The following is a 25,953-nucleotide window of genomic DNA, read 5'->3' as shown; positions in this document are numbered from 1 at the left end:
AAATAAAATAATATATTCATCTACAAATTAAAAGGGGTGAATATTATGCAACCTTCAGCTCCACCTCATCTAGAATCTACAGAAACTATCTTTTCAAGCTCTATTACAAAACTTGTTGTTTTTATTTGTTGGCTAGCCATTTTAGCTGATGGATATGATTTAGGTATTTACGGTGCCGTTCTACCAAAGCTCCTAGAAGACAAAAGCTGGGCGCTATCACCAGCGCACGCTGGTACAATTGCAAGCTATGCTTTATTTGGGATGTTTATTGGGGCTATTCTAGTTGGAGCGATTACAGATCTAATTGGGCGTAAATGGACGCTTATATGCTGTTTAGCACTTTTTTCTATCACAATGGGTTTAGCGGCTATCGCTTCTTCTCCTGAGTTATTTGGATTATCTCGATTTATAGGAGGAATCGGATTAGGCGGTGTTATCCCAACGGCTTCAGCACTTACTGTTGAATATTCACCAAAAAAAAGGCAATCTTTTATTTATGCTCTTATGTTTACTGGCTATCCTTTAGGTATCGTATTAGGTGCTATTTTGTCTATGTTTATGTTAGAAGATTTCGGATGGAGAATTATGTTTGGTATCGGAATGATTCCACTACTCCTCATTCCTTTCATTATTCGCTATTTACCTGAGTCCATTCAATTTTTATTATCACGTAATCGCCAAGAAGAAGTGAACCAAATTCTTAATCGTTTTCAAATTGAATTTCATGTAAAAAATAAAACTCATCAAGCTCCATCTACTATACGAAAGAAAACTGGATTTTTTACTTTATTCTCAAAAGAATACATAAAAGCAACGCTACTTTTTTGGATCACTTATATAATGGGAATGTTTTTAATATACGGTTTAAATACTTGGTTACCACAGATGATGCGCCAGGCGGGATATCCTCTTGGATCTAGTCTGTCTTTTCTACTTATGCTAAATATTACCGCAGCTGTTGGTGCGGTATTCGCTGGAGCAATTGCTGATCGTATAGGCGCAAAAATTGTTATTAGCATCTCTTATCTTATGGCAGCCATATGTATCGGACTATTAACAATCAAGCCATCTGTTACAATCATTTATCTTTTAATTGGCCTTGCTGGTATTGGATCGGTCGGTATTACTCAAATATTAAATGCATATGTAACACAATACTTCCCATCACATATCCGAGCTACCTCCTTAGGCTGGGGACTGGGACTTGGCCGAGTTGGTGCAATTGCTGGCCCTATTCTCATCGGTATTATTATGACAATGCAATATGACTTAGCATGGAATTTTTACTTATTCTCCTTTGCAGGTCTTATCGCAGCTATATCTGTTTTCTTCATTCCTACAAAATAAAAAGAGCACAAACTTACTTGTGCTCTTTTTCATATGCTCCAAACAGCATGTCTCGAAATAGTGTATTTAAAATTTCAATATCGATCCCTGATCCCTTTTCAATTCCTTTTACATATTGCCCATAGTAATGAATTTGTTCTTCTAAAAATTGATTTAGCACCTTAATTTTCAATCCAACATCTAATTCAGTACCTGCTTTTTTCTTTATTAACAACTTTTCAATCTCATCTAATACACTACGTTCTAATGGTAATTCTGTAATCAATCGATCAAATTCTACAGGTGGTAAAGTTGCTTTCTCTTCTAGCCACTTACAAGCTAAAATAGGACGTAATACATAAAAGTACTTTTTCAGCTTTACATTCTCACCTTGCAAAAATTCACGATAATTTTTCGACGCCATATGTAAATAATGATATATCGTTGCTTTTGGATCAAAATTCTTCTCACTCATCTGTTGAAGTAGTTCTGGAAAATTAGAGTTTTTCGAATAAAAAATTGGTGATCGAATCCACTCAAGTAAAGCTGGGTTCGACTTCGCGAATAGTTGCAACGCCTTTTTAATATCCCAACCACTTATATCTAAATCATCACTAATTGGATATTCAATTACATCTCGTTTGTCATGAATTGATAAATACCATTCTACCGGATGTATATAAACAAACCTAACATCATAATCGCTATCTTTCGATGGAAACCCCCAAGCACGACTCCCTGATTCCACCGCAAATAAAATTTTCACATCATTCTCTTTTTCAATTCTTTCTAACTCCAACTCGATTTTCTCTCTCATTTCATAACATCTCCATTTTTTGATTATTTCCTTGGAAATTCGACAATACACTATTAATTTTACTACATACTAAAAAAACTGTCAGAAATTACTGACAGCCTAATAAAACTTCTATTGTTGCTTTTCAATTACAGTAGCAGCAATTCGTTCAAACTCTTTTTGAATCTCCTCTTTATATGCATCTACTATTGAAAAATCCATAGCAGCAATATAAATTCGTTCTAATTTATCACGAACCGATTTTGCTTTCGCTAAGAAAGACATTGCCTCATTCATTTTTGCTTTATACTGAATGGAAACATCACGAATTTCCTTCGCATATTTCTCATCAGTCCCTGGCGTAACAATAAGGGCATACATATCAATAATTTCATCACCCTCACGACTTGGAAAATATTCATGCGGTGCGGTGCTATCAAAAATTGCAAAGCCTAATTCTCTTACGATAACCATATCAAGACTATGCGGGTCAAATCCGCAATGATATACTTCAACTTCAAATCCTTTTTCTTCAGCTGCCTTAGCTAACTTTTTGAGCATCGTTGATTTTCCAGAGCCTGGGCGCCCTTTTATAAAATAACGATGTGGTAACCCTTCTGTTAAATTAGGAACAAAGTCAACTGCTCCTTTCGGTGTTGCAGCTCCTAAAAAACGATGTTTTACAAGCGATTGTCTCCCGCTTTTATCTGCAAATAATTTCTGGATTAGCTGATCGGTTAGTTCATTTGCTTTATTAAAATCTATATTATCAATATATATCTTCTCCCACTCATCATGTATAACCAATGCCTCTTTAAAACGTGCGTAAGCAGACTGAAAAGCTTTGCTTGCTTCTGAAACAAATCTTTCAATTTCTAACTTCTGCTTTCTTAGTTTATCTGAGTCCCAAGCAATTCCTAAATTTATATACTCTTCAACAACTCCTGGCATTTTTGGCTCAATAACATGCGGTGATGTCCCATCAACAATTCCTACTTTTAATTGTGGGATAATTACACCATCAACCGATTTATTGTCAGAAGAACAATGTAAAAATTCAATATCATATCCTTTTCCAACCCATTCACGACCTATTGCCTTTATTAAAGAAGATTTTCCCGTTCCCGGGCCACCCTTTAAGATAAATAACCTGTCTAATCCTTTTAAATTCTCTTCGTATAAATTGTGAAATCCCCTAGCTGTATTACCACCAGCATAATAATTCAATACATTTCCTGTCACTGCACTCACTCCTTCGCAGCATTCTATTTACATAAGCTACAATATGCGAGCGGCTTTATTTGGGTGAATACCTATTTTCTATTGCACACAAAAAGGAAATGAATTACAATTTAACTATCAGAAAATTAAGATTTTAAAACTGAATACTTCTTTATCAAGAGAGGCAGAGGGACCGGCCCTTTGAAGCCCAGCAACCTCAGTTTATACGAACTGAATAGGTGCTAATTCCTGCAAAATGCATTGCATTTTGGAAGATAAAACTCAACTAGCATGTAAAGCTCATCTTTCTTGATACTGAAGGATGAGCTTTTTATTATTTGAAAAACATATATTGGAGGTATGTAAAATGAAAGTAATTGATTTATCACAAACATTTGAAAATAATATGTCTCAATTTCCTGGAACACCTAAAATACAACTAGAAGCTGTTACAAGTGTTGAAGAATCAGGCTATCAAGTTACAGATTTTCATTCTGTCGTTCATGTTGGCACGCATTGTGATGCTCCTGCGCATTTTATTTCAGGCGCAACGACCATCGATCAATTACCGCTGGATCAATTTGTAGGTGAAGCTGTTATTATTGATGTAACTCACGTACAAGAACGAAAACTACCTAAAGAAGTACTGCACGATGCTGATATAAAAGAAGGAGATATTGTTATTTTCCATTCCAATCTATCTACTAAATGGAACACGGAGGCGTATGAGAAAGAAGCTTTTTATCTTTCTGAAGAATTAGCCGAGGAACTAGTACAATTAAAAGTAAAATCTGTCGGTTTAGATTTTATTTCTCCTGATGAGGTAACGACAGAAACATCACCAATTCATCACATACTACTTGGGAATAATATTTATTTAATCGAAAACTTAACAAACTTAGATGCCATTCACACGAAACGTTTCTTCTTCTCAGCAGCACCTTTAAAAATTAAAGATAGCGACGGTGCTTTTGCAAGGGCATTTGCTGTAATTTTTTAAACAAACTATACAAAAAAGCAAAGATCATCATTGACCTTTGCTTCTATTTTTTTTATTTAAATTAAGAAAGAATTGCTCAACATGAGGACGTAACCAAGCTAAATAATCCTTCTCTTTCTTCTTTGTACAAGCTATTTCTTCCCCATCTACCATTTCAACAAGTTCTAGTTCTAACAGTTGCTTCGTGAATGCTAACATATTCACTTCTTCGGATGGATACTCTTCTTTTAATTTCTCCTCAATTTCCCCCAATAAAAAACCGTCACGCATCATTGCCAATGCATCAATCCAAAGTGGCGGCATTTCATATTTTTCTCCTGTAATTGTGTCTTTTACAGTATAATTCTTTTGCTCTTTTCGAAATTGAATCGTGTGTAAACATACAGTCGAATTTAATGTTAATTCCATCATACCACCTCTTTCATAATATCTGCATAGAAAAAAGGATGCGCGTGCACCCCTTCTTATCTTTTCATAACACTACTGAACCGTTACATGAGCAATCAATCTCATGTCGATATTTTCCTCCATTATAAACGAAGTATTTTATAAAAAAAACCCTTCTTGAAACATTTTATAAAATGTTTATATTTACACAACAAGAACACTTTTCTGAAAAATCTTTTCTCAAATACATTAAACGGTCGGCAGAAAAATTTCTACTTTCGTTCCTACTCCTAGACTACTTTGGATCGTGATACTCCCTTGATGTTCCTTAATAATTTTATATGTAATCATTAATCCAAGTCCTGTACCATTCTCCTTTGTTGTGTAAAACGCCTTGCCGATTTTTTCTAACTTCTCATTCTCTATACCGCATCCTTGGTCTTCAACAGAAATACACAAATGTCCTTGCGTTTTTTGATATGCACGGATATGAATTTCTCCACCCTCTGGCATTGATTCTATTCCATTTTTAATGATATTTAATAACACTTGTTTTAATTGCTTATCATCACCGTTTATAGCCGGTAAATTTCCATCTACTTGTAAATTACATTTAACTCTATATTGCGTTGCATAACTTTCCATTAGATGCACAACATATAGAAGGGTGTCTCGTATATTACACCTTTCATAATTTGTTGGCTTTGGTTTCCCTAACAACATCAATTCACTAACAAATCCATTAACCCTTTCAATTTCTTGTAGCATAATGTCGTAGCTCATCGTATCAGTTGGATTTCTTTCTTTTTGCATTTGCGTAAACCCTTTTAACGCTGTTAGTGGATTTCGAATTTCATGGGCAATTGTTGTAGACATAGTCCCAATCACAGCTGAATTTTCCGTCTCTTTCATATTGTTCATCATTTCAACCACTGTTCTTACATAAGATTGAAATCGTTTTAATAAAGAATGTGAAATAATGAAATAAAATACACATAAAACAAGTGGAATTATCACTTTTAAATCTTGTAATAGCAATGTGAAAAATACGTACTTTCCAATTACACTAAAGGAAACTAAATAAAAGTATTTTCTATTCACGAAAACTGGGGCAAATAAAATTAACAACATTTCTACCATACTACCATGTTCAAAAGGTCTATCCGTTCGCAAATAAATCATTAAATTATTAACAAGATTGATAAACATGTATCCAAATAAAAATAAATATTTTACAGAATATACATACCCTCTTTTTTGAAGATATATAGAAATAGGAAATAATGCTATTACAAATATAGGCACACCTATCCCAAGACTACCTTCTGGCCACCCTACCGCTGTTCCACTAATATTCATAGCAGGATATACAAAATAATATATAGCGTCATATAAAAAGAATATAATATAAAATAATAATATAAATACCTTTAAGGCTCTTCTTTCTTCATAAATCAAGCTCTTGTATTTGTTCATATAAAAACTCCCCTTGATCGATACAAAAAACTTTCATTGTTATCTCCTTAAAGTATAAGTATGAAATTGCTTTCAGGGCAATATTTAACCTTATAATACTAAAAGGAAGGAGATCTCTCCTTCCTTTTAGTAACAACTTATATCCAACTTACCCTATCATGTAACAATCCATCAGTAAAATTATTATGCCCTATTACAAAATCCTTCATATATAAATTTAAATACTCACCGTACTTACTTTCTGTATTTAATAACAACTCCTCGACGTAATAAGCGCCTTGTTCAAATTGATCTAAAAGTAAACTAGACAAGCCCGCATAAATCCCGCACCCTACCTGAAAATACGTTGCATTCGTTTTATATTTACGAAAAACTTGGCTACTATTCATTACATTATACATATATGTCTCACTATTTTCATAAACGAGTAACACACCGACCAAGTCCTCTCCAGCAACCTCTTCTTCCGCTGGATTAAACACTTTACGATTCCAGTTCCATAAATCTTCTACTTGATCTAAGTTCTGTCTAATTATATTTGTTGTATACTCATTAATTCGGTAAAGAAAACCAACTTCCATATTGAAGTTTTTCCCTAAAATTAATACTTCCTCATGTGGCATTAAACAACCATAGAATTCTTTTTCTCCTAACTTCACTTTATACTCTGAAGCATATACATCTTCATAAAAGTAAAGAGGACGATGATGACTCATATACATCGGATAACTCCAGATTGCTTCATCTAAAAATCGCTCTACTGCCCATGAAGCATAAAGTGTATGTGGCTTTATAAGTGCTGTATCATGCAAAAACGACGTGTCATGTTCTACAATATAACATGCTCTTGGCCTTTCATTTGGTCGTTCCTTCATAAGCTCAACAACCATCCATTGAACAACACCTGGATTCATACCTGAACCTATAATCGCTTTTGTATTTGTAAATTTCTCTTTCTCCTTCTCAAACCTTGTATATCTTTCCGTAAGCTGAAAGCCGATTAAGCTGTCGTCCTGATCTACTGCTTCATTTTCCAAGGCTGAATTAATATAACAAATTCCTAATTCATTACAGCAGCTTAATACTCTAATTGTATCTGCCCCTGAAACATCAATCACAACACTCGTACTTTTTTCTTTTAAATGTTGTTTAAATTCCACTACATTTTGAAGGTTTATCTCATATAAATATAATTGACCTTTCAAATTCGAAAACAACTCATCATAATAAGTCCTATCTTTTTGTTTTATATCCACTAAATGAAATTTGGCATTCTTTAATACTTCATAAATTGGATCTTTTTCATTTGCTATCGCTTGATTTAAAATTGCTAAAACTGCTTTTGCTGCTCCACCAGCACTACCAAGCAATGTAATTGATAACGAATTCGGAAACTGCTCCACAAACAAAACCCCTTTAATAAATTAGTTGAGCAACTCCTCCTCAAAAAATAAATTGAATACATAAAAAGATAGCTCGTACACAATTTTTATAAGTTAGTGCAAAGTTACCTTTTAAAAAATCACACTATACTATGTTTATATTCAATTCATTTTTCCCCTCATCTTCAAATTAAACTAAAACAAATAGGCTCGACCTTTTCTTCTGCATATAAAAGAAAAAGTCAGCCCTTCCAACTAATCTACGGACAATGGACGGATTTTACATGTTGAATATTCACATACATTTTTGCATCACGTGCTTTTGATATTTCAATATGCCCTTCATCAATTTTCGCCATTTTTCCAATTTTATTGGACTCCTCACCTAAATCAAACACCATAATTTTCCCAGTCATTTTAATAAGCTGCTCTTCAAATGTTCTAGCTAATGTAATATTTAACGGATTTACGGGGAGTTCATTTTTATTGAGGGCATACGGTACTTGGTTTTCTTTATACGGAATTAACCATTTTAAATGCTTTAAAGATATATATACCGTTTTATAAACCGGACTATAAAAAACAATATAGTCGTTCATCACACTTGTAACATAACCATGTATTGGAGCATTTCCTGCTACATAAACTTCTGTAAAAATCCCTTTAGAAGTACTTAATACTTTTCTCAAAGAAATTGAAGGGGATTCCCTCTTAATTACAGAATCAACATCTGGTTTTAGTATGTCTTCGTCATGTGGTCTTAAAAATTTATAGTATTGTACATGATATAAAGATATATATACATAGTCTTGTCCATTGTAAAGAACAATAATGTCATTTCCTACGTCTATTAATATACCTTTAAACCTTTTTTCACCGATTAATTTAACATATATATTTTCCCCAATACTTTTGTTTAACTCATTCATCTATATCCTCCTTCCTATGAATTTCAGCTTTCCTATCTTTCGTTTCAAAAAAATAATCAGGGCAATGTTCTGTCTTAATAGTAAGTAATTCCTTTTCATACTATCGAAATAAGAAATTGTTCTTCTCTTTCCCTCATAATGCCCCTCTTATTTATTAAACATTATTCATCTTCATTCTTTTTACATTTCACTACTTGACTCACACTCTTAATATGATAATTAATGATATAAATAACTTCATCACCGTTTACTAGCGTAATACATTCTTCATGCACTTCACTTAATAAGCCTTCTACACACTCTGGGCCGCCACGATTAATCTTTACCCACTTATACTTCAAGTCACATAATACATCGACAAAAGTATCATCATCAGAGCAGAAACATGAAACATAGCCGTCGCCACATTTACTTTCTTTCACTTTCTTAACTAGACTTTTCACATGTTTCAATTGGTAATATACTAATTCACCAAGAGGAAGTTGTAATGTAAGGTAATCTCTTCCTAACGATACAAGTACCCCCACTCGACTCTCTGGTCCACGAAGATTTACTTTTACAGTCTCACCGACTAAGCCTTTAATTTGTTCACAGCATAATATACTTTCCAAATTTATATCCTCCTTTCTTATTATCTTCCTCTTCTTGACTGTCTTTGTGCGCGAGCTCGACCTGAATTATTACTTTCACTTTCGCTTTCACTTTCGCTTTCTTCGCTCTCTCTACAAGGTACTGTTACACTCTTAATATGAGATACTGCAACTAATATAACTTCTTCTTTTACAATTATTGTCACAAATTCACAAGAAACATCTTGTAAAATACCTTCAACTTTCTCTGGGCCACCACGATTAATTTTCACCCAGCAATATTTGAAGCTTTGAAGTAACTTTTCAAAGTCATCTTCACATTCACATTCCAACCATCTGCAATCATCTGCTTTACAATCTTTCGCATTTTTTGTAATACTTTTCAGATGACGAATCTGATAGTAATAGAGCTCTCCTTTTTCATTCTTTAATACAAAGTAATCCGAACATACAGCGACTATTGTCCCTTTTTGAGATTCTGGACCACCCCTGTTTACTCTCACAAAAGATCCAATTAAGTCTTTCAGAAAATCACAATGAAATAAACTCACGAGAAAACCCCTTCCATTAATTTATAAGCTTTTGCACTGATAGTATATGTATCTGTACAGGTTACGTTCTCTATGTTTGTCCTAGCTAGAAAAAAATATGCTTTTAACATGGTAGACTACTACCTATCAAAATTTGAGGAAAGGCTAAGAACTCCTTATGTTTTTGATATCTTCAAACAAAAAATCCCTTATGAATATACATTTCTGCATATCTTCATAAGGGATTTTCCATAGTTTAATCTTCGTCTTTAACATCCATATCTTCTGGAATTGGTTCGTTCAATATTTCTTCCACTAATTGCTTATATTTCTCCATTTGCTCTAAATGTGTATTAAATTGTTCTTTATTTACTAAATATTGCTCTCCATCGAATAGCGCACGAATTTTCTTTTGCTGAATTAACTCTTCAATATACGATTTTGGTAAATTCAAATACTCCGCAGTCTCTTCTACTGTTATATACAATGCGTTCATTCCTTTATTATTTTTTCATCTATACTGTATCTTACTTTATTTTTGTAAACAAATAAAAAAGATTTTGTAAATGCAGTTCAAAAAGCAGGTAGATGCATTCCATATATTGTATAGTATTATATAGTAAGAATTTTTTAAATATAGAATGGTATTACCCATTTACACAAAGGAGAGTTAACATATGGCTACTCGTCACATCATTACAATGTTAGAAAAAACACTACAAGTTGAAACAGAAAACACAATTTCTCATTTGAATGTATCTTTATCTGATCGTTTTCTTTCTCAAAGCACAGCAATACATGAAAACAATTGTTATCATACAATTGGTGAATGGTACAAAAATCATTTCTTATTCCAACAAGATGATTTCCTTTGGGCTAAATATGCCTTCTATGACGCATATTGTGAAGCCATCAAAAAACAAGGTCATCTTACAAAACGTGTTCGCCAAATATTAGAATCATTAGCTCGAATGCATGGAAAACAGTATATTGCTTCTATACTAAATATGCCATTTCCTAATGAACGCGCTAAAGGGACAGCGTAATTTAGCCATGTTCTGCGTAAGCAAAACATAGCTAAATTGTTTTCTAGGATGCTTTACCAATAAAATGTTCATATCATATGAACTGATGAAACCGGTGTCATTATAATGATAGAAAATATAGTAAACAGGAAAACCCCCACGTACATCTCTCATCCATTTGAATAGAGAAATACGTGGGGGTGTACTTGTTCCTTATTATTTCATCATCTGCTTAATCAGTTCGCGATTTCTCTTCTTAAATACTTCATTATGAGAAGAAACCATTCCGTACTCACTTGCATCTGGTTGGATAAATTGTTTTGCTTTATTCACAGCATTTCCCGCATCTTGGAATGCACCTGCAATTAAGTGTAGTTTCCCTTCGTGCTTTAAAATATCTCCAGCAGCATATAATCCATCTACTGAAGACTCACTATTTGCATTACCTGCAATATAATAATTATCTATAATTGCAACGTCTAACTCACTATTTTCTAATAATGTAATGTCGCGTTCATATCCATGATTAATAATAACTTCATCAATAGGTAAATGAGAAACCTCACCTGTTTCATGATTTGTTAATTCTACATATTCGATTGCTTCATGATTATCACCAGCAATTAATTTTGTAATCGATGTATTAAAGAAACACTCCGCTGAGCTGTTCATAAGTTGTTTTACTTGTGCTTCATGACCAGATAATTCTTCTTTTCTATACGTTACATACACTTTTTTCGCAATTGGTTCCAATTCATTTGCCCAATCAACAGCAGAATTGCCTCCACCGGAAATAATAACTGTTTTACCTTTGAAACGCTTTAAAGATTTAACTGTATAATTTAAATTCGATACTTCAAATCGCTCAGCACCTTCAATAGATAACTTTTGCGGTTTCAATATACCACTTCCTGTTGCGACGATAACTGTTTTTGAAAAGTGTTCTTCCCCAGTACTTGTTTTTAATGTAAAAGTACCATCTTGATTACGAATAATTGATTCCACTTTTGTATCTAATACAACTTCTGGCTTAAATGTTAACCCTTGCTGTACAAGTTGTTCAATTAACTTATCACCTGTAACTGGCAATAGTCCTCCTACATCCCAAATCATTTTTTCCGGATACACATGTATTTTTCCACCTAACTGTGGTTGAAATTCTATTATTTTTGTTTTCATCTCTCTGAGTCCACTATAAAAAGCTGAATAAAGCCCTGCAGGTCCCCCGCCTATCACGGTTACATCAAACAATTCTTCTCTATTCATTAACCTTCACTCCTCAGCTACTAATCATTGATTATCATTCTCAATAAAATATAACCTGTTTCTGCAAAATTTACAATTAAAATTACTATTGACAATACAACTAGATAAAATTATATTATTTAATGAATCAATAGTGCTAATCATTATCAATTTGTTAATAATTAGCAAATTTGAGATTACATCTTCTTTTATTAATATGGTTAATACTATATTGTAGAATCTCACATTCAAGATTTTTAATAAACATTTTGCATTACCACTACTCTTTCAAAAAGATTACAGTTAAACAAATTATTGTATACACATATCATCTATGTTAAAGGAGAAAGACGATGAAAAAGTTATTTATTTCACTAACAGTTCTTTTCGTTCTTGTTATGAGTGCTTGTAGCAATGGCTCTACAGACAAAAAGAACGATACAAAAGGTAGTAAATCAGAAACAATTACATACCAATCTGAAAATGGTAAAGTAGAAGTGCCTGCAAATCCAAAACGCGTTGTAGTTTTATCATCATTCGCTGGTAACGTAATGTCATTAGGAGTAAATCTTGTTGGGGTAGATTCATGGTCTAAACAAAACCCACGTTTTGATAGCAAATTGAAAGATGTTGCTGAAGTATCAGATGAAAATGTTGAAAAAATCGCTGAACTAAACCCAGATTTAATCATTGGTTTATCAAATATTAAAAATGTTGATAAGTTAAAGAAAATCGCTCCTACTGTAACATACACTTACGGAAAAGTTGATTACTTAACACAGCATTTAGAAATCGGTAAGTTATTAAACAAAGAAAAAGAAGCAAAAACTTGGGTTGATGACTTCAAGAAACGTGCACAAGACGCTGGTAAAGAAATTAAAGCAAAAATCGGTGAAGATGCAACAGTTTCTGTTGTAGAAAACTTCAACAAACAGCTTTATGTATACGGCGAAAACTGGGGCCGTGGAACAGAAATTCTGTACCAAGAAATGAAATTAAAAATGCCTGAAAAAGTAAAAGAAAAAGCGTTAAAAGAAGGTTACTACGCATTATCTACTGAGGTATTACCTGAGTTTGCTGGTGATTACTTAATCGTAAGTAAAAACAAAGATACTGATAACTCATTCCAAGAGACAGAATCATATAAAAACATCCCAGCAGTAAAAAATAATCGCGTATATGAAGCAAACATGATGGAATTCTATTTCAATGATCCACTTACATTAGACTTCCAACTAGACTTCTTCAAGAAGAGCTTTCTTGGTAAATAATACAAACATGAGGAATTCTTAATTTAAGAATTCCTCTTCCTTTATTCTATGAACAGAAAAGATGTGAAACGAATGACAAAAGATCATGACAATCCACGTTCTATAGCTTTTACATACAAACTAATTTTAAGCTTAATTGCATTCTTTCTTATTTTTATGGTTGCAATGGTATTAGGTGCTGCAGATACTTCGATAAAAGATGTATGGTCAGCACTCACTTCCTCCGCTAAAGGAGACAAAATATCTATTATTCGAGAAATACGTTTACCACGTGAAGTTGCTGCTATTTTTGTAGGAGCTGGATTAGCCGTTTCTGGAGCAATTATGCAAGGATTAACACGAAATCCACTTGCGGATCCTGGATTATTAGGGCTATCTGGTGGAGCAAATGCTGCGCTTGCACTGACACTTGCTTTCAACCCTTCCATCAGCTATCTTTACTTAACATTAGCTTGCTTTATCGGTGCTGCAATTGGCGCAATTATGGTATTTGGAATTGGTATGGTGAAAAAAGGCGGCCTTTCTCCTCTTCGAATTGTATTAGCGGGTGCTGCAGTTTCAGCATTTCTACTCGCAATTTCAGAAGGAATCGGCATTTACTTTAAAATTTCACAAGATGTATCACTTTGGACTGCTGGTGGCGTAATTGGAACAACTTGGAACCAATTAAAAATTATTATTCCAGTCATTTCAATTAGTATCTTTATCGCTATCTTACTAGCAAAAAAATTGACAGTTCTTAGTTTCAGTGAGGAAGTGGCTATTGGACTAGGTCAAAAAATTATTGTTATTAAAACTATTTTATTTATCATTATTATCTTACTTGCAGGTGCATCTGTAGCGCTTGTCGGAAATATGGCATTTATCGGCTTAATGGTACCTCACATGGTACGCCCAATTGTCGGTCCAGATTACCGATTTGTTATACCGATGTCAGCAATTGCTGGAGCTTCCTTTATGCTACTTGCAGATACAATCGGACGTACTATTAACGCTCCATACGAAACACCAGTTGCGGCAATTGTCGCGATTGTAGGGTTACCATTCTTCCTATTCATTGTACGTAAAGGAGGAAAAACATTCTCATGATGCAATCTATTCTAAGAAAACAGCGTCTCATTATACTCGCTTTACTTATAGTAATCATCACAACCATTGTAGTTGGAATGGGACTTGGTTCAGCATCTTTATCTTATGATCGACTACTCCCAACATTAATGGGACAAGGGACGTTTAAAGAGGAGTTCGTTTTATACTCTTTAAGACTACCTAGAATTGTCATTACATTATTAGCTGGTATGGCTCTCGCTTTATCAGGTGCTATTCTGCAAGGGATTACCCGAAATGATTTAGCTGAACCTGGTATTCTTGGAATCAACTCTGGGGCCGGTGTTGCTGTCGCTATTTTCTTTTTATACTTTCCAATAGATGTAGGTTCATTTCTTTACTTACTACCTGTCGTTGGATTTATCGGAGCATTTCTGACAGCTGTTCTAATTTACGTATTTTCATATAGTAAATCAACTGGACTTCAGCCGGTGCGATTAACATTAACCGGTATCGGTTTTGCATTTGCACTATCTGGAACGATGATTGTCCTTATTTCATCCGCGGATCGTATGAAAGTAGACTTTATTTCAAAATGGATTGCCGGAAATATTTGGGGAGATGACTGGATATTCGTTTTAGCAATGCTCCCATGGTTAATCGTATTTATTCCGTTCGTTTTCTATAAAGCAAATCGATTAAACATTTTAGCATTAAACGAGCCCGTCGCAATCGGCATTGGAATTGAAATTGAAAAAGAACGCAGATACTTATTAGTTGCAGCCGTTGCGCTTGCTGCTGCAGCTGTTTCTGTAACAGGAGGAATTAGCTTTATCGGACTAATGGCTCCTCATATCGCAAAATCTTTAGTAGGTCCGAGACATCAAATTTTCATGCCTATCGCCGTTTTAATCGGCGGATGGCTATTATTATTAGCAGATACAATTGGAAAGAAATATCGTTGATCCTAATGGCATTCCAGCAGGTATTGTCGTTGCTTTAATTGGGGCTCCTTACTTTATGTATTTGTTGCTTAAAAAAGCGTAAAAAACACCCTCAAGATTTCTTGAGGGTGTTTTTGTTTCATTCTACTGCTGACCATACCCTTCAAACTTCTTCGCCAAATTCTCCATCTCATCTTCTGGCAATAGCTTTGGTTCCCCAATGCTTTTCGTTTGATAATAAATTTGAGCACAAAACTCAATCTCTTCTGCAACAGTAAATGCCATTTTTATATTATTTGCACCAGCAATTAAACCGTGATTTGCAAGTAGCACAGCACGACGATCAATCATGCCTTCAAAAGCAGCATCCGCTAATTGCTTCGTACCAAATGTTTCATACGGCGCACAGCGGACATTCGGACCTGCAAAAGCAATTAAATATGACACAGCCGGAAGCTCCCATCCTAATGATGCAATCGTCTTCGCGTAAGGAGAATGTGTATGCACAAGCGCATTTATATCTTCACGCTTCCTATAGTAAATAAGGTGCATATCTAATTCACTTGATGGTTTTTTCTCTCCTTCTATTACTTCACCATCTAGGTTTAATATAACTACATCTTCAGGCTTTGTTTCATAATACTCTAAACCACTTGGGCTAATCGCAACAAGACCTTGTTCACGATTAAAGATACTAATATTACCGCCCGTTCCCTTTGTTAAACCACTAGAAATCATTTTCTTTCCATACGCTACAATTTCTTCTCTTTCTTTTGGTAATAACATATACATCCCCCTAAGTATGAAGCTTATGATGACTGACTTTTACATTTATCTACTTATTGAAATAGCTTTTTTAAATTCTCCGTAAACGGTGCCTTTACAATCCCTTTTTCTGTAATAATCGCTGTTACATTTTCATGTGGAGTAACATCAAATGCTGGATTATATACTTTACTTTCTTTCGGAGCTGAATATTGTCCGAAACGATTAATCACTTCAGAAGCATCTCTTTCTTCAATCGGAATTTCTTTTCCTGTCGATGTCTTTAAATCAATTGTCGGCGTTGGTGCCGCTACATAAAACGGAATGTTGTAGTATTTCGCTAAAATAGATACGCCTAATGTTCCAATTTTATTTGCTATATCACCGTTCGCTGCCACACGGTCGCATCCAACAATTACAGCGTCAATCTTCCCTTGTGACATGACCATAGCCGCCATATTATCCGTAATGACAGTAACATCAATTCCCGCTCGCTGTAGTTCTAATGCCGTTAACGTTGACCCTTGTAATCTTGGACGTGTTTCATCCGAAAAGATTTTTAAGTCCCATCCTTTTTCTTTCGCTAAGTACATTGGAGCCGTCGCAGTACCATACTTAGTCGTCGCTAACGCACCAGCATTACAATGTGTTAATACTCCCATTCCATCATGGAATAATGTTAATGCATGTTCTCCAATTTGACGGTTAATTTCTTCATCTTCTCTATGAATCTCTTTTGCCTCTTCTAGTAATCTATTTTTCAGCTGTGAGATTGATAAATGAATATTATCTGTCGCTACACTTTCCATTCTTTCAAGTGCCCAAAATAAATTTACGGCAGTCGGTCTTGATGTCGCCAAGTATGTACATACCTTTCTTACTTCATCCATAAATCCTTCTTCCGTACCTTCAGCAAATTCCTTTATCCCTAAATACACTCCATAAGCTGCTGAAACACCAATCGCTGGTGCACCTCGTACTTTCATTACTTGAATGGCATCCCACACACTTTCAGCTGTTTTAAAAGATTCATAAACAATTTCATTCGGTAATAACGTTTGATCTAACAAAACTAAAGCATCATCTTTCCACTGAATTGGTATTAATTGCTCTTCCATCATATTCTCCCCTTACTCCGCGTAGTGCATTGACTGTTCTTTTAACGTTGCTACAAAACTTGTACCCGTTCTATATTGATTCGCTCGTAAAATAAAACTCTTCGCTACTTGAAGACAAATTCGCTCCGCTCTAGCACGTGCTTCCTCATTCTCAATACAAGTAATATCTTTTACTTTCGCTAATCCAACAATACGGCGGATTAATTCAAGACCTGTCACTGCAGCTGTATCCTCTAATACAGATTGTAAATAGGCTTCGTTAAAGCCTTCTTCCTTCGCCATAATCTCGGTCACATAAATATCCCAAGCATCTAAAAACTTCTTCTTAAATAAATCAATTACCTCTACCATCGTAGTTTGTAACCAATCCATATACGTATCTTTCTCAGCTCCAGGTAGCATCGTTGCATCTGCATTCACCCAAGCAAACATTAAATTCGCCATTACATTCCCGACGTCATATCCCATAGGTCCATAAAAAGCAAACTCAGGATCAATAACCTTTGTAGAATCATCTCTTACAAAAACAGAACCAGTATGTAAATCACCATGAAGCAATGCCTGTGCATTCGTCATAAAAGAAAATTTACGTTTCGCTACTTCCATACGAAGCTCTTTATCACTATAAATATGCTCCCTAATCCATCCCTCATTTAAAGGAAATAACTCATTACGCTTATTATGATTTGTAAATGGTTCTGAATATACGAGGTCCTCTGTAATCTCACATAATTCAGGATTTATATAATTCTGCACAAGTTCCTTCTTCTCTTTATGATTCATTACAACATCAGATGTTAATAAAAGTGTATTTACCATAAAAGTAGTTAAGTCGTCAGCAAGCTGCGGAAATATTTGATGATTTATAAGTGCTGTACGTAATATTGTGTGATTCGATAAATCTTCCATTACGCAACAGTTCATCACACTATCAAATAAATACACCTTAGGAACAAGTCCAGGTGCTAACTCATGCTCTAATTGCAAAACATCTGATTCTATACGAATACGATTCGTCGATAACTTAAACTCATCTGAAATGCGAGCTGTATCCCCAGCTTGCTTTACGATGACAGACATGTTCTCTTTTTCATCCCAAACGCGGAACACATAATTTAAATTGCCATCACCTATTTCTTTACACTTTAGCCCCTTTGCATGTTCAAACTTAGATAATTTCTCTTTCACATATGCAATCACATCGCTAGCTTCCATTAAAAAATACTTTGTGAACTTAGACATGGTTTCCCCTCCACACCAATTGTAAGCGTTTTCCAAAAGCTATAAAAAATAATAGGTTGAATTTTTTCATCCTATAAATATGTATTCTTCTTTTTGAAAGGTATATCTAGGTTTTATTATATCTTGTTAGCACTTTGAGTCAATGTTTCTAACTATCATCTCAAATATATACTTCCTAATTATATATTTGAGATGACAAAAATTGTTCAAAAAGATTTCGATTCATTTTATTTTATTTATCGCACAATTCTTTGTAAAATAGAAATAAGCAGTTCCTTTTCAAATACATAACTTCTAAGAAATATTTCCTTCCTAAGAATTTACACTTACACCATATTTCTAACATACACACTACTCTTTCAAACAATCATTGAAAATTTATAGACTTAAAGTTACCTTTCCATTCCCTGTTAGCCTTAATTGAGAATAAATATTAATTAAATTGGTATAAAGTTGGTTTATTCTCTTGACAAAATAACCACTTCTATATGATAATTAATATCGAATTAGAATTATTATAGTTAATTAAAAAATATATTTTATGAGCACACTATTTTTTGATGCTCAAAACCAACATTTAGGAGGAATTTTAACATGTTATTAATCGGCACAGAAGTAAAACCGTTTAAAGCTAATGCTTACCATAATGGAGAATTTATCCAAGTTACTGACGAAAGTTTAAAAGGAAAATGGAGTGTAGTTTGTTTCTACCCAGCTGACTTCACATTCGTTTGCCCAACTGAACTTGAAGACTTACAAAACCAATACGCAACTCTAAAAGACTTAGGCGTTGAAGTATACTCTGTATCTACAGACACTCACTTCACTCACAAAGCATGGCATGATAGCTCAGAAACTATCGGCAAAATCGAGTACATCATGATTGGTGACCCAACTCGCACAATCACTACAAACTTCAACGTTTTAATGGAAGAAGAAGGTCTTGCTGCTCGTGGTACATTCATCATCGATCCAGACGGCGTTATCCAATCTATGGAAATCAATGCTGACGGTATCGGCCGTGACGCAAGCATTCTTGTTAACAAAATTAAAGCTGCTCAATACGTACGTAACAACCCAGGTGAAGTTTGCCCAGCTAAATGGCAAGAGGGTTCTGCAACACTTAAACCAAGCCTTGACCTTGTAGGCAAAATCTAAGGAGTTCGATCAAAATGATACTAGATGCAGATATAAAAACACAACTATCCCAATACCTTCAATTAATGGAGAACGATATTTTACTTAAGGTAAGCGCAGGAGACGATAACGTATCTAAAGATATGTTAGCTCTAGTAGACGAATTAGCTACTATGTCATCTAAGATTACAGTAGAAAAAGTTGAATTAGAGAGAACACCAAGCTTTAGCGTAAACCGCCCTGGTGAAGACACTGGTGTCGTATTCGCTGGTATTCCATTAGGACACGAATTTACATCATTAGTGTTAGCTTTACTACAAGTAAGTGGACGCGCTCCAAAAGTTGAACAAAAATTAATCGATCAAATTAAAAACATTCAAGGCGAATATCATTTTGAATCTTATATCAGCCTAAGTTGTCATAACTGTCCTGATGTTGTACAAGCTCTTAACGTAATGAGCGTTCTTAACCCTGGTATTACACATACTATGATTGATGGCGCTGCATTCAAAGAGGAAGTAGAAAGCAAAGACATCATGGCAGTACCAACTGTTTACCTAAACGGCGAATCTTTCGGAAGCGGTCGTATGACACTTGAAGAAATTTTAGCTAAAATGGGTAACGGTCCAGATGCATCAGAGCTTTCTGATAAAGATCCATACGATGTTCTTGTTGTTGGTGGCGGCCCTGCTGGTGCAAGTGCAGCAATTTACGCAGCACGTAAAAGCATCCGCACTGGTATCGTTGCTGAGCGCTTCGGTGGTCAAGTAATGGATACTATGGGCATTGAGAACTTCATCAGCGTAAAAAAGACTGAAGGTCCTAAGCTAGTAGCAAGCCTTGAAGAACACGTAAAAGAATACGACATCGATGTAATGAATCTACAACGTGCGAAACGTTTAGAGAAAAAAGAACTTATTGAAGTGGAACTTGAAAACGGCGCTATTCTGAAAAGTAAGAGCGTAATCGTTTCTACAGGTGCTCGCTGGCGTAATGTTGGCGTACCAGGTGAAGCTGAGTTCAAAAATAAAGGTGTAGCATATTGCCCACACTGTGACGGTCCATTATTCACTGGAAAAGACGTAGCAGTTATCGGCGGAGGTAACTCTGGTATTGAAGCAGCTATCGACTTAGCAGGTATCGTTAAGCACGTAACTGTTCTTGAATTCATGCCAGAATTAAAAGCTGATGCTGTATTGCAAGAGCGTCTTAACAGCTTACCAAACGTAACTGTTCTGAAAAACGTTCAAACGAAAGAAATCACTGGTACTGATAAAGTAAATGGTATTTCTTACATCGATCGTGAAACTGAAGAAGTTCATCACGTTGAATTACAAGGTGTATTCGTACAAATCGGTCTTGTGCCAAACACAGACTGGTTAGGCGAAACAGTTGAACGCGTTCGCGGTGAAATCGTAACAGACAAGCACGGCGCTACAAACGTACCAGGAGTGTTTGCTGCAGGTGACTGTACAAATAATCCGTACAAACAAATCATCATCTCTATGGGTTCAGGTGCAAACGCAGCTTTAGGTGCATTTGATTACTTAATCCGTAACTAATAAAAACAGGTGCCTTGGCACCTGTTTTTATTACCCTAATGTATAAACTAAAAACCTCTCATTCCCATTCTTCTCATAAGCACCTGGCAATCTAACTTCTTTCTTCAGCTCAAACGCAGTCTGATTTTCTAAGAAGAAAATATAGTCCTCAGAAGGATAATATAAAATAATATCCACTTCTCTCCCCGTGTTTTCTACTGAAAACAAAATGTTATTTACTACATTCATAAACACTTGCACAGAAAACGGATTAAAGAAATAAAACCTATTATCATGTGGATCAATCTCATATTCCTGCGCTAAACAACATTGGAATTGAATTTTCCCCTTACTGTTTCGTGCCTTTCGGGCATAACGATCTCGATTATCGATCGCTTCTTTATAAAACTCTTCATTCATTTCAATTCCAACTGCTGAAGCCCCACATTTATGATGCATATAAAAGTTTAATCGCCCTTTTCCGCACCCAAAGTCTACAATTCGGTCACTACTTTTTATTTCATATTGATTCAGTAACTCATCTAATCCGCTATACGGCGTCGGTTCATAACGGTGATAATGCATAGATTTGTTAAATCCTTTTTGCTCACCGACTGTTTTTATATGTAAAACTGCATCGTAATATTGTTCGTTCATTCGTTTTCTCCTATTAAAAAATGGTACTTATTATTATACACCATGTACTGGAGGCTCATTTTTCATCAAATTAATAGATATGTGCAATTATATTAACGATTTTCTTAGTATATCTATCGTAACTTCAAATATATCAACGATTTTTCAAATATATCGATTTACCGACAATTCACGACAAAAAAACAGGAGCTCTTTAGCCCCTGTCTTCTAACACTTTCAATACAGTTTGTTTCAATATTTCTACCCCATCCATAATACAACTATGATCAAACCTCATATACGGATGGTGTAATCCAGGTTGTAGGTCTGCTCCTAGTCCAAGCATGACAGCTTTTAAATGTGGTCTTTTCACTGTATAGTAATGGAAATCATCGCTTCCTGTCGTATAGAGAGGCCCTGTGCATCTCTCTTCCCCATACACTTCGAGAATACCTTTACGCATAAAGCGCTCTGCTTCTTCGGAAACCTCTGCTCCTGGTGCAAGATCCATCCATTCGTATGAAGTTTTCGACCCCATCGATGCAGCTGATTCTATTACATGCTCAATCTTTTTCTTTAATTCTTCTAATAGTATATTACTCTCTGCTCTTACATCTAAACTGAAATGACCATTTCCCGGAATAATATTTAAATTATCACCACCAGCTTGGCATCTCGTCATTTTTACTGAATAAGAACTTTGCGGTGGCAGCCAAATATTTTTCAAACCGATATTAATCATGGAAATGACATCAATTGCATTCACACCTTGGTGTGGTCTTGCCCCGTGTGCATCCTCCCCATGAATCATACCCTCTAAAAATCCTGCTGCTCCATGACGAATAGATGGAGCTGCTTGTTTCAAAGATAGTTCTTCAATTGGTCTTAGATGGACGCCAAATAAGAAATCAGCATCATCTACAGCACCTTTCTCCACCATCTTTAAAGCACCATTCCCCTTCTCTTCTGCCGGCTGAAAAATAAATCTAACCGTACCACTTTTCCATCTCATATTTTTCAATTGTAAAATAAGTCCCATTACAATGGTCATATGAGCATCATGGCCACATGAATGGTTCGCTTTAAATTCTCCATTTACTTCTTGCCAAAGTGCATCCATATCAGCACGAATCGCAATAACTGGATTCCCGCCTCCAATCTCAGCAATTACACCTGGACAATCATCAAATGTTCTATATGAAATTCCTTCTTCTTTTAAAAAGTCAGTAATATACGCTGTCGTTTCATATTCTTTCCAACTTACTTCAGGGTTTTCGTGTAAATGCTGAAAAATCTCCGTTAAGCGCTCTTGTAGTTCTAATGTTTTCAACGTTCCAGTCTCCTTCCCACATTACAAACGATTCGGGTTAATTATACTTATGAAAAACAGATGTTTTTATGAACATATTGAATTTTAAGAAAAAAGTCAATTGTTTATTTTTAAATACTTAAAAACCTTACTCTGCACTTATATTACAAACTAAACAAACAACTAGAACATTCTTTATTTTCTGTTTTTTATGTTGACGCTTACATAAACTTTTAGTTATCATAACCTAATAAACGTCTATTTTACGACAATTCTAAAAATACAAACAAACATACGTAACAAGGAGGAACTTTATGAAAAAAGAAATACCTTTTGGAATAGCGATTATCCCTATTATCATTACCGTTGCAGTTATGATGGTTACAATTGTTGTATTAAAACAAACCCCTCACGTTCCACTTATTATCGGTACAACCGTTGCTTCTATTGTCGCTTGGCGTTACGGTTACAAATGGAATGATCTTGAAGAAGCAATGTATAAAGGGATTCGTCTTGCATTACCTGCTATCGTCATTATTATTCTTGTCGGCTTAACAATTGGTGCTTGGATTGGCGGTGGAATCGTCGCAACGATGATTTATTACGGTTTAAAACTTTTAACTCCATCACTATTTTTAGTTTCCATTACCGTCATTTGTTCTATCGTTGCATTAGCAATTGGTAGCTCTTGGTCTACAATGGGAACAATTGGTGTTGCTGGAATGGGAATTGGCCTAAGTATGGGAATCCCAGCTCCAATGGTTGCTGGTGCCATTATTTCAGGCTCTTATTTTGGCGATAAAATGTCACCGCTTTCAGATACAACTAACTTAGCCGCAGGATTAACAAATACAGATTTATTCGCACACATTCGTCATATGTTATTTACTACAGTTCCAGGTTTAATTATTACTCTTATCGTTTACGCGGTCTTAGGAAGAAGCTTCGGCGCTAACAATATTGATGCGAAGAGCATCGATCAAACGTTACAAGTATTGCAACAAAACTTTGTTATCTCACCTTTCCTACTCATTATACCCGTAGTCGTTATGGTATTGGTCGCTAAAAAGGTCCCTGCTATACCAGCGATTCTCGTCGGTATTATTTTAGGATTTTTATCACAAGTCTTTATTCAAGGTGGTTCTGTCTCAGCATCTGTCGGTGCACTCCAAGCTGGATTTGTTATAGACACTGGAAACAAGCTAGTAGACGAACTATTTAACCGCGGTGGCTTAGATTCGATGATGAATACAGTCTCTATGACAATTGTCGCTATGACTTTCGGAGGAGTATTAGAACATACAGGTATTCTTCGCTCAATTGTAAATCAAATTTTAAAGTTAGCGAAATCAGCAAAAGGGCTTATCGCTTCTACTATCGCATCTTGTTTTGCAACAAACCTTACTTGCTCTGAACAATATATTTCAATTGTTGTCCCTTCAAGAATGTACGCAAATGCATACACGGAAAAAGGACTACATTCAAAAAACTTATCCAGAGCATTAGAAGATGGTGGAACATTAACTTCTGTCTTCGTTCCTTGGAATACGTGCGGTGTATTTATTCTCGCAACACTTGGCGTAGGTGCATTTGAATATGCTCCTTATGCTATTTTGAATTTCATCGTACCTATTATCTCAATCATTTATGGCATAACAGGCTTCACAATTGTAAAACTATCAGACATTGAAAAAGCAGAACTACTAAAGAAACAAAAAGCTCAACTAGAAGCTTAAAAATAGCGGTAAATTCAGTTCATATAGTGCGCGAGGTCGCCCTTGTTGATAGGGCATTTCCTCGCCACAAATATGAGCATACCCGTAATCAACTAATTTCTTTAACAACCTTTCTGTCGATCTTCGAGTCACTTGTAAGTACTCAGAAAGGTCAGCTGCTGTAAACTTCAATGACGGATGCGATTGACTAAATTGAATGATTTTTGACAAGTTGGCCGGACTAAGCTTCGTTTCCTTCGCTATTTTCATTAGTTCCGGATTATCATTTTTCAAACTTTGTACTCTCTGCTCTTTCGGGAACGGACCAAACAAATCTTTATCACTTGTTAGTATATAAAAACAACGATCTATTGGATTATTCTTTGCAAAACTTTGAGCAATTTTTGCATTTTGCTCCGCTTCTTTCACGGTTTTCCCATAACCAAATCCAATAGCTATCGTTCCTTCTACGTTCGCAAACAAGTTATTTATCGCATTTGTTTTAATAATTGATTCGATATCACCACGAGTTGTATACAAAATGCATGTCATTTCATCCACTTGTTTAAATGAACCACGTAGTTCTTTTGAAATGACATCTAGTTTTTCAAGCAAACTCGCTCGTAATTCTAAGGAAGAAATAATACAAGCACCAACAGTAGCTGAATAGCTTTTTGCTAACTCAGCTTTTATTTTGCATCTTTTAGCCCATGTATAATGGATTGTGTTGGATCAATCATGCGCTCTGAAGGAACACCTATTTTTTGAAGCTCGTCGTAAACAGCGTGAATACTAGTTAAAGCTAAATGAGCTTCTCCAGATTGATATTTAGCTACATGAAAATCGATAACTCTATTTATCTCATCTTTACTCCACAGCATATTTTCATAATCCAACACTTGCGGGCTTTCTTTTATACCAATATCATGGAACACATTTGTAATAAACGAGCGGTCTACTAAATCGATGGAAATGTTATGTGGTTGAATACTTTGATGATACATGATAGAAAGAATTGAAGATGCGACAATTGTCTCGTTTTGCTGTAAGTATGTACTTGGAATTCGTAATTGTTCTCTTATTTCTTTTGCCATATAATAAGGTAAAGCACCTGAGAAAAAGATGACATCACAAGGCTTTAGACACTTTAATAGTTCAGAAGATTCCGTCGGGTAAAGGTAAATATATGGATCAATTTCTATTCCTTCTAATTTTTGAGCAATAGGAAAAAGGTTCTCCATAAACTCCTTTGAACCGACAACTGCAATTTTTATCATCATTTTCTCTAACTCCTTATCATTAATTAACGACCATTTAACGT

Annotated in this window: 23 protein-coding genes, 2 pseudogenes and 1 riboswitch; of the genes and pseudogenes, 9 read left to right on the top strand and 16 right to left on the bottom strand. The window is 35.1% G+C overall.

Going from position 1 to position 25,953, the window contains the following annotated elements; all coding sequences use genetic code 11:
• Positions 1-45: 45 nt before the first annotated feature.
• Complete coding sequence (locus MR169_RS04105) at positions 46-1,347, top strand: MFS transporter (protein WP_086392081.1); 1,302 nt, start codon at positions 46-48, stop codon at positions 1,345-1,347.
• 13 nt (positions 1,348-1,360) lie between these two features.
• Here MR169_RS04105 and MR169_RS04100 read toward each other — a convergent pair whose 3' ends face one another.
• Both MR169_RS04100 and MR169_RS04095 read right to left on the bottom strand, forming a co-directional pair.
• Positions 1,361-2,143 (bottom strand): nucleotidyltransferase domain-containing protein, encoded by a 783-nt coding sequence (locus MR169_RS04100; RefSeq protein ID WP_001208233.1) that lies wholly within the window; start codon positions 2,141-2,143, stop codon positions 1,361-1,363.
• 111 nt (positions 2,144-2,254) lie between these two features.
• Positions 2,255-3,364, bottom strand: a complete 1,110-nt coding sequence (locus tag MR169_RS04095) for a PRK06851 family protein (protein WP_000147485.1) — start codon at positions 3,362-3,364, stop codon at positions 2,255-2,257.
• A 148-nt stretch (positions 3,365-3,512) separates the two neighbouring features.
• A riboswitch (SAM riboswitch) is annotated at positions 3,513-3,625 on the top strand.
• A gap of 85 nt (positions 3,626-3,710) precedes the next feature.
• On the opposite strand from MR169_RS04095, the gene MR169_RS04090 reads away from it, so the two are divergent.
• The gene (locus MR169_RS04090) at positions 3,711-4,343 is read left to right on the top strand and encodes a cyclase family protein (RefSeq protein ID WP_000862975.1); all 633 of its coding nucleotides are present in this window, start codon (positions 3,711-3,713) and stop codon (positions 4,341-4,343) included.
• A 27-nt stretch (positions 4,344-4,370) separates the two neighbouring features.
• Here MR169_RS04090 and MR169_RS04085 read toward each other — a convergent pair whose 3' ends face one another.
• The 7 genes from MR169_RS04085 to MR169_RS04055 form a co-directional block, all read right to left on the bottom strand.
• Positions 4,371-4,751: a hypothetical protein gene (locus MR169_RS04085; RefSeq protein WP_000424119.1), complete on the bottom strand. Its 381-nt coding sequence runs from the start codon at positions 4,749-4,751 to the stop codon at positions 4,371-4,373.
• Positions 4,752-4,979: 228 nt separating this feature from the next.
• Positions 4,980-6,206 carry an ATP-binding protein gene (locus MR169_RS04080; protein ID WP_242318934.1) on the bottom strand — a complete coding sequence of 409 codons (1,227 nt, stop codon included), beginning with the start codon at positions 6,204-6,206 and terminating at the stop codon, positions 4,980-4,982.
• A gap of 137 nt (positions 6,207-6,343) precedes the next feature.
• Positions 6,344-7,609 (bottom strand): hypothetical protein, encoded by a 1,266-nt coding sequence (locus MR169_RS04075; RefSeq protein ID WP_000434721.1) that lies wholly within the window; start codon positions 7,607-7,609, stop codon positions 6,344-6,346.
• A 239-nt stretch (positions 7,610-7,848) separates the two neighbouring features.
• The gene (locus MR169_RS04070; protein ID WP_001004268.1) at positions 7,849-8,517 is read right to left on the bottom strand and encodes an LSm family protein; all 669 of its coding nucleotides are present in this window, start codon (positions 8,515-8,517) and stop codon (positions 7,849-7,851) included.
• Positions 8,518-8,678: 161 nt separating this feature from the next.
• Entirely contained in the window at positions 8,679-9,128 is a 450-nt protein-coding gene (locus MR169_RS04065) for a hypothetical protein (protein ID WP_000443835.1), read from the bottom strand.
• A 20-nt stretch (positions 9,129-9,148) separates the two neighbouring features.
• Positions 9,149-9,658 carry a spore coat protein gene (locus MR169_RS04060; RefSeq protein ID WP_242318933.1) on the bottom strand — a complete coding sequence of 170 codons (510 nt, stop codon included), beginning with the start codon at positions 9,656-9,658 and terminating at the stop codon, positions 9,149-9,151.
• 235 nt (positions 9,659-9,893) lie between these two features.
• Entirely contained in the window at positions 9,894-10,133 is a 240-nt protein-coding gene (locus tag MR169_RS04055) for a helix-turn-helix domain-containing protein (RefSeq protein WP_001998970.1), read from the bottom strand.
• A 181-nt stretch (positions 10,134-10,314) separates the two neighbouring features.
• Here MR169_RS04055 and MR169_RS04050 point away from each other — a divergent pair, with 181 nt between their 5' ends.
• Positions 10,315-10,683, top strand: coding sequence for a hypothetical protein (locus MR169_RS04050; RefSeq protein WP_000235475.1), 369 nt, complete (start codon positions 10,315-10,317; stop codon positions 10,681-10,683).
• Between the two features lie 195 nt (positions 10,684-10,878).
• Here MR169_RS04050 and MR169_RS04045 read toward each other — a convergent pair whose 3' ends face one another.
• Positions 10,879-11,928, bottom strand: a complete 1,050-nt coding sequence (locus MR169_RS04045) for an NAD(P)/FAD-dependent oxidoreductase (protein ID WP_001078284.1) — start codon at positions 11,926-11,928, stop codon at positions 10,879-10,881.
• 332 nt (positions 11,929-12,260) lie between these two features.
• Between MR169_RS04045 and MR169_RS04040 the strand changes: the two genes are divergently transcribed.
• The 3 genes and pseudogenes from MR169_RS04040 (at position 12,261) to MR169_RS04030 (ending at position 15,272) form a co-directional block, all read left to right on the top strand.
• Complete coding sequence (locus MR169_RS04040) at positions 12,261-13,178, top strand: iron-hydroxamate ABC transporter substrate-binding protein (RefSeq protein WP_000732587.1); 918 nt, start codon at positions 12,261-12,263, stop codon at positions 13,176-13,178.
• Positions 13,179-13,226: 48 nt separating this feature from the next.
• A complete protein-coding gene (locus tag MR169_RS04035; RefSeq protein WP_001998969.1) occupies positions 13,227-14,267 on the top strand; it encodes a FecCD family ABC transporter permease in 1,041 nt (346 codons plus the stop codon).
• Positions 14,264-15,272: pseudogene (locus MR169_RS04030) on the top strand (FecCD family ABC transporter permease). Before MR169_RS04035 ends, MR169_RS04030 begins: the two are co-directional and overlap by 4 nt.
• Before the next feature lie 41 nt (positions 15,273-15,313).
• On the opposite strand, the gene MR169_RS04025 reads toward MR169_RS04030, so the two are convergent.
• Genes MR169_RS04025 through mtnK form a run of 3 tightly spaced genes read right to left on the bottom strand, consistent with a single transcriptional unit; the run spans position 15,314 to position 18,294 of the window.
• Positions 15,314-15,955 carry an L-fuculose-phosphate aldolase gene (locus MR169_RS04025; RefSeq protein ID WP_109140591.1) on the bottom strand — a complete coding sequence of 214 codons (642 nt, stop codon included), beginning with the start codon at positions 15,953-15,955 and terminating at the stop codon, positions 15,314-15,316.
• 53 nt (positions 15,956-16,008) lie between these two features.
• Positions 16,009-17,055, bottom strand: a complete 1,047-nt coding sequence (gene mtnA, locus MR169_RS04020; RefSeq protein ID WP_001998967.1) for an S-methyl-5-thioribose-1-phosphate isomerase — start codon at positions 17,053-17,055, stop codon at positions 16,009-16,011.
• Between the two features lie 9 nt (positions 17,056-17,064).
• A complete protein-coding gene (gene mtnK, locus MR169_RS04015; RefSeq protein WP_242318932.1) occupies positions 17,065-18,294 on the bottom strand; it encodes an S-methyl-5-thioribose kinase in 1,230 nt (409 codons plus the stop codon).
• A 594-nt stretch (positions 18,295-18,888) separates the two neighbouring features.
• Between mtnK and ahpC the strand changes: the two genes are divergently transcribed.
• A complete protein-coding gene (ahpC, locus tag MR169_RS04010) occupies positions 18,889-19,452 on the top strand; it encodes an alkyl hydroperoxide reductase subunit C (RefSeq protein WP_000924420.1) in 564 nt (187 codons plus the stop codon).
• A 14-nt stretch (positions 19,453-19,466) separates the two neighbouring features.
• On the top strand, positions 19,467-20,993 hold the full coding sequence (gene ahpF / locus MR169_RS04005; RefSeq protein ID WP_242318931.1) for an alkyl hydroperoxide reductase subunit F: 1,527 nt from the start codon (positions 19,467-19,469) through the stop codon (positions 20,991-20,993).
• A gap of 30 nt (positions 20,994-21,023) precedes the next feature.
• On the opposite strand, the gene MR169_RS04000 is transcribed toward ahpF, so the two are convergent.
• Both MR169_RS04000 and MR169_RS03995 read right to left on the bottom strand, forming a co-directional pair.
• Positions 21,024-21,629: an SAM-dependent methyltransferase gene (locus MR169_RS04000; RefSeq protein ID WP_044584081.1), complete on the bottom strand. Its 606-nt coding sequence runs from the start codon at positions 21,627-21,629 to the stop codon at positions 21,024-21,026.
• 193 nt (positions 21,630-21,822) lie between these two features.
• Positions 21,823-22,938, bottom strand: a complete 1,116-nt coding sequence (locus tag MR169_RS03995) for a M20 peptidase aminoacylase family protein (RefSeq protein ID WP_000853516.1) — start codon at positions 22,936-22,938, stop codon at positions 21,823-21,825.
• A gap of 293 nt (positions 22,939-23,231) precedes the next feature.
• Here MR169_RS03995 and nhaC point away from each other — a divergent pair, with 293 nt between their 5' ends.
• Positions 23,232-24,653, top strand: coding sequence for a Na+/H+ antiporter NhaC (gene nhaC, locus MR169_RS03990; protein WP_000711525.1), 1,422 nt, complete (start codon positions 23,232-23,234; stop codon positions 24,651-24,653).
• On the opposite strand, the pseudogene MR169_RS03985 reads toward nhaC, so the two are convergent.
• Positions 24,642-25,912, bottom strand: a pseudogene (locus MR169_RS03985) (transcriptional regulator). The gene nhaC and the pseudogene MR169_RS03985 sit on opposite strands and share 12 nt — an antisense overlap.
• Positions 25,913-25,953: the final 41 nt, after the last annotated feature.

The sequence above is a fragment of the Bacillus cereus group sp. BfR-BA-01349 genome, assembly GCF_022663795.1.
In the GTDB taxonomy this organism is placed as follows: Bacteria; Bacillota; Bacilli; order Bacillales; family Bacillaceae_G; genus Bacillus_A; species Bacillus_A cereus.
The sequence above is the reverse complement of the archived record's forward strand: the minus strand, read 5'-3'. Positions and strand labels throughout refer to the sequence as shown.

Excerpts from the sequence above, each read along its gene's own strand:
- MR169_RS04105 (WP_086392081.1), top strand. The coding sequence starts at position 46 with ATGCAACCTTCAGCTCCACCTCATCTAGAATCTACAGAAACTATCTTT.
- MR169_RS04100 (WP_001208233.1), bottom strand. The coding sequence starts at position 2,143 with ATGAGAGAGAAAATCGAGTTGGAGTTAGAAAGAATTGAAAAAGAGAAT.
- MR169_RS04090 (WP_000862975.1), top strand. The coding sequence starts at position 3,711 with ATGAAAGTAATTGATTTATCACAAACATTTGAAAATAATATGTCTCAA.
- MR169_RS04085 (WP_000424119.1), bottom strand. The coding sequence starts at position 4,751 with ATGGAATTAACATTAAATTCGACTGTATGTTTACACACGATTCAATTT.
- MR169_RS04080 (WP_242318934.1), bottom strand. The coding sequence starts at position 6,206 with ATGAACAAATACAAGAGCTTGATTTATGAAGAAAGAAGAGCCTTAAAG.
- MR169_RS04070 (WP_001004268.1), bottom strand. The coding sequence starts at position 8,517 with ATGAATGAGTTAAACAAAAGTATTGGGGAAAATATATATGTTAAATTA.
- MR169_RS04055 (WP_001998970.1), bottom strand. The coding sequence starts at position 10,133 with ATGAACGCATTGTATATAACAGTAGAAGAGACTGCGGAGTATTTGAAT.
- MR169_RS04050 (WP_000235475.1), top strand. The coding sequence starts at position 10,315 with ATGGCTACTCGTCACATCATTACAATGTTAGAAAAAACACTACAAGTT.
- MR169_RS04045 (WP_001078284.1), bottom strand. The coding sequence starts at position 11,928 with ATGAATAGAGAAGAATTGTTTGATGTAACCGTGATAGGCGGGGGACCT.
- MR169_RS04040 (WP_000732587.1), top strand. The coding sequence starts at position 12,261 with ATGAAAAAGTTATTTATTTCACTAACAGTTCTTTTCGTTCTTGTTATG.
- MR169_RS04035 (WP_001998969.1), top strand. The coding sequence starts at position 13,227 with ATGAACAGAAAAGATGTGAAACGAATGACAAAAGATCATGACAATCCA.
- MR169_RS04025 (WP_109140591.1), bottom strand. The coding sequence starts at position 15,955 with ATGTTATTACCAAAAGAAAGAGAAGAAATTGTAGCGTATGGAAAGAAA.
- mtnA (WP_001998967.1), bottom strand. The coding sequence starts at position 17,055 with ATGATGGAAGAGCAATTAATACCAATTCAGTGGAAAGATGATGCTTTA.
- mtnK (WP_242318932.1), bottom strand. The coding sequence starts at position 18,294 with ATGTCTAAGTTCACAAAGTATTTTTTAATGGAAGCTAGCGATGTGATT.
- ahpC (WP_000924420.1), top strand. The coding sequence starts at position 18,889 with ATGTTATTAATCGGCACAGAAGTAAAACCGTTTAAAGCTAATGCTTAC.
- ahpF (WP_242318931.1), top strand. The coding sequence starts at position 19,467 with ATGATACTAGATGCAGATATAAAAACACAACTATCCCAATACCTTCAA.
- MR169_RS04000 (WP_044584081.1), bottom strand. The coding sequence starts at position 21,629 with ATGAACGAACAATATTACGATGCAGTTTTACATATAAAAACAGTCGGT.
- nhaC (WP_000711525.1), top strand. The coding sequence starts at position 23,232 with ATGAAAAAAGAAATACCTTTTGGAATAGCGATTATCCCTATTATCATT.